This is a genomic window from Streptomyces sp. SID3343 (assembly GCF_009865215.1).
Classification (GTDB): domain Bacteria; phylum Actinomycetota; class Actinomycetes; order Streptomycetales; family Streptomycetaceae; genus Embleya.
This window is the reverse complement of the sequence record NZ_WWJX01000668.1, coordinates 1-1,907: the sequence shown is the minus strand read 5'-3', so window position 1 is coordinate 1,907 and position 1,907 is coordinate 1. Positions and strand designations below refer to the sequence as shown.

Annotated in this window: 2 protein-coding genes; both read left to right on the top strand. The window is 69.9% G+C overall.

Translation table 11 applies throughout. The features are described from left to right. Nucleotides 1-621 precede the first annotated feature (621 nt). On the top strand, nucleotides 622-1,323 hold the full coding sequence (locus tag GT354_RS20600; RefSeq protein WP_202512096.1) for a transposase: 702 nt from the start codon (nucleotides 622-624) through the stop codon (nucleotides 1,321-1,323). Between the two features lie 56 nt (nucleotides 1,324-1,379). Then, nucleotides 1,380-1,670, top strand: a complete 291-nt coding sequence (locus GT354_RS52665; protein WP_237535288.1) for a transposase — start codon at nucleotides 1,380-1,382, stop codon at nucleotides 1,668-1,670. The last annotated feature ends 237 nt before the right edge of the window (nucleotides 1,671-1,907 follow it).

Here is a 1,907-nt window from a genome sequence, read left to right as displayed (position 1 = left end):
GCGACGGGGTGGCGGGGCTGGATGGGGGTTCGGCGGGGGTGGGCTGGTGATGGCGGATGGGTGATGGGGTGGGCTTGATCCGCTTTGACGGACACCTTGGATGAGGGCTACGCGCCCTCGAGAGGATGTCCGTTATGGAGAGCGTGGGGAAGAAGAAGCCACGCTCTCGCTGCTCGTTCACGTCGGGGTTCAAGGCCGAGATCGTCGAGCTGTGCCGGCGTGGTGATCGTTGGGTCGGTCAGGTCGCGAAGGATTTCGATCCGACCGAGACCGCGGTGCGTGACCGGGTCGTGCGGGCCGAGGTCGACGCCGGGGAGCGCGACGGTTCGACCGGCGGTTCGACCAGCGGTGATCGCGAGGAGTCGGCCGCGTTGCGGCGGGGGATCAGCGGTTGCGCCGGGACCTGGAAGTCCTGGAGTGGATCACGGCTTTCTTCGCGTCAATGCCAAAGTTGGGGACTTCGGCCGGATAGCGGTGCAAGAGTGGCAGGCGCCGGCGGGGTTGGCTCGTTTTTTCGCTGCCCCGAATCTTCGTTGCTTGTCCTTGAGGTGCCGCCCCGCCGGTCCGGCGATCTCCGCGGTGTGGCCTGATGGAAGCGTGCCTGCTTGCCCGATTTGAGGCGTGCCTCCGTGGAGAACAACCGCCCTGCCCGCGCGTTCGTGCACCTCACCGGAGGCGACCTGTGATCGCGGTCGGCATCGACTCCACAAGAAGACCCACACCCTCGTCGCGGTGGACCGGGCCGCCCGACGCCTGGCTCAGGTCACCGTCGACGCGACGCCCACACGGCACACGCGCGCGTGCGACTGGTTGCGACAGTTCGACCGGACCCTGCTCGCCGTGGAGGACCGCAGGCACCTGACCAGACCTTTCGAAGCCAATCTGTTGATGGCGGGCCACGCAGTGGTCCGCTTGCACACCCGCCTTATGGCCGGCGCCCGCCGTTCCGCACGCGAGCGCGGCAAATCCGACCCGATCGACGCCGAAGCCGTGGTCCGGGTGGCGCTGCGCGAGCCGAACCCGCCCAGAGCCGAACTCGACGGCCCGACACGCGAGGTCAAGCTCCGGGCGGACCATCGCAGGACACTGGTCCGCCGCCGCACGGCCACCGCGAACAAGCTGCGTTGGATGCTGCACGAACTCGACCCCGAACTGTTCGTTCCCTCCCGGGGCCCGCGTCGGTTGTGTGTCCTGGACGCCCTGGAGGAACACTCGACGAGCCGGGCCGGCGTGGTGGCCGAGATCGCCCTGGAATGGTCCAGGACTGCAGACTCCTCACCGTCCGCATCGACCGCGTCGAGTCCCAACTACGTTCAGTGGTAAGGGAGTCGGCTCCGACTCTCTTGACCGTGCCGGGGTGTGGAGTGCCGGGTGCGGCGATGATTCCGGGAGAGACCGCAGGCGCCGCCCGGTGCCGGTCCAAGGACGCGTTTGCACGCTTCAACGGCACCGCTCCCATCCCGGTCCGGTTCTCCAACAAGGTTCGGATCCGACTCAACCGCGGCGGCAACCGCACCATCAACACCGCGTTGCACTTGGCCGCCGTCACCCGGGCCCGGGGCGACGGCGCCGCCTACTACGCCAGGCAACTCGCGGCCGACAAGACCCCAAGGAAGCTCTCCGACTCCTGCGGCGCCGTATCTCCGACCGGGTCCATCGCGCCCTGCTGACCGACGAGGTCACTCGCTCCCAACGCCACGACATCGCCCGTCGCCTCGGCCGCGAGGCCGGACCGGCATCCCCAGCCGACCAGGACGCGACCCTGCCGCCCCTCGGGCCCGCGCACGGCGCAAGCAGGCCGCGTCCGCGACGCGTCTGCCCCCGTCGCCCGCCCGCCCGCCCTCCCTCCCACCCGCCGTCCGTCCGTCCGCTCGCCTGCCCGCCTTCCCGCCTGCCCGCCTGCCCGC

Bases quoted from the DNA above. Each gene is read 5' to 3' on its own strand.
- GT354_RS52665 (WP_237535288.1), top strand. From the start codon at position 1,380: ATGATTCCGGGAGAGACCGCAGGCGCCGCCCGGTGCCGGTCCAAGGAC.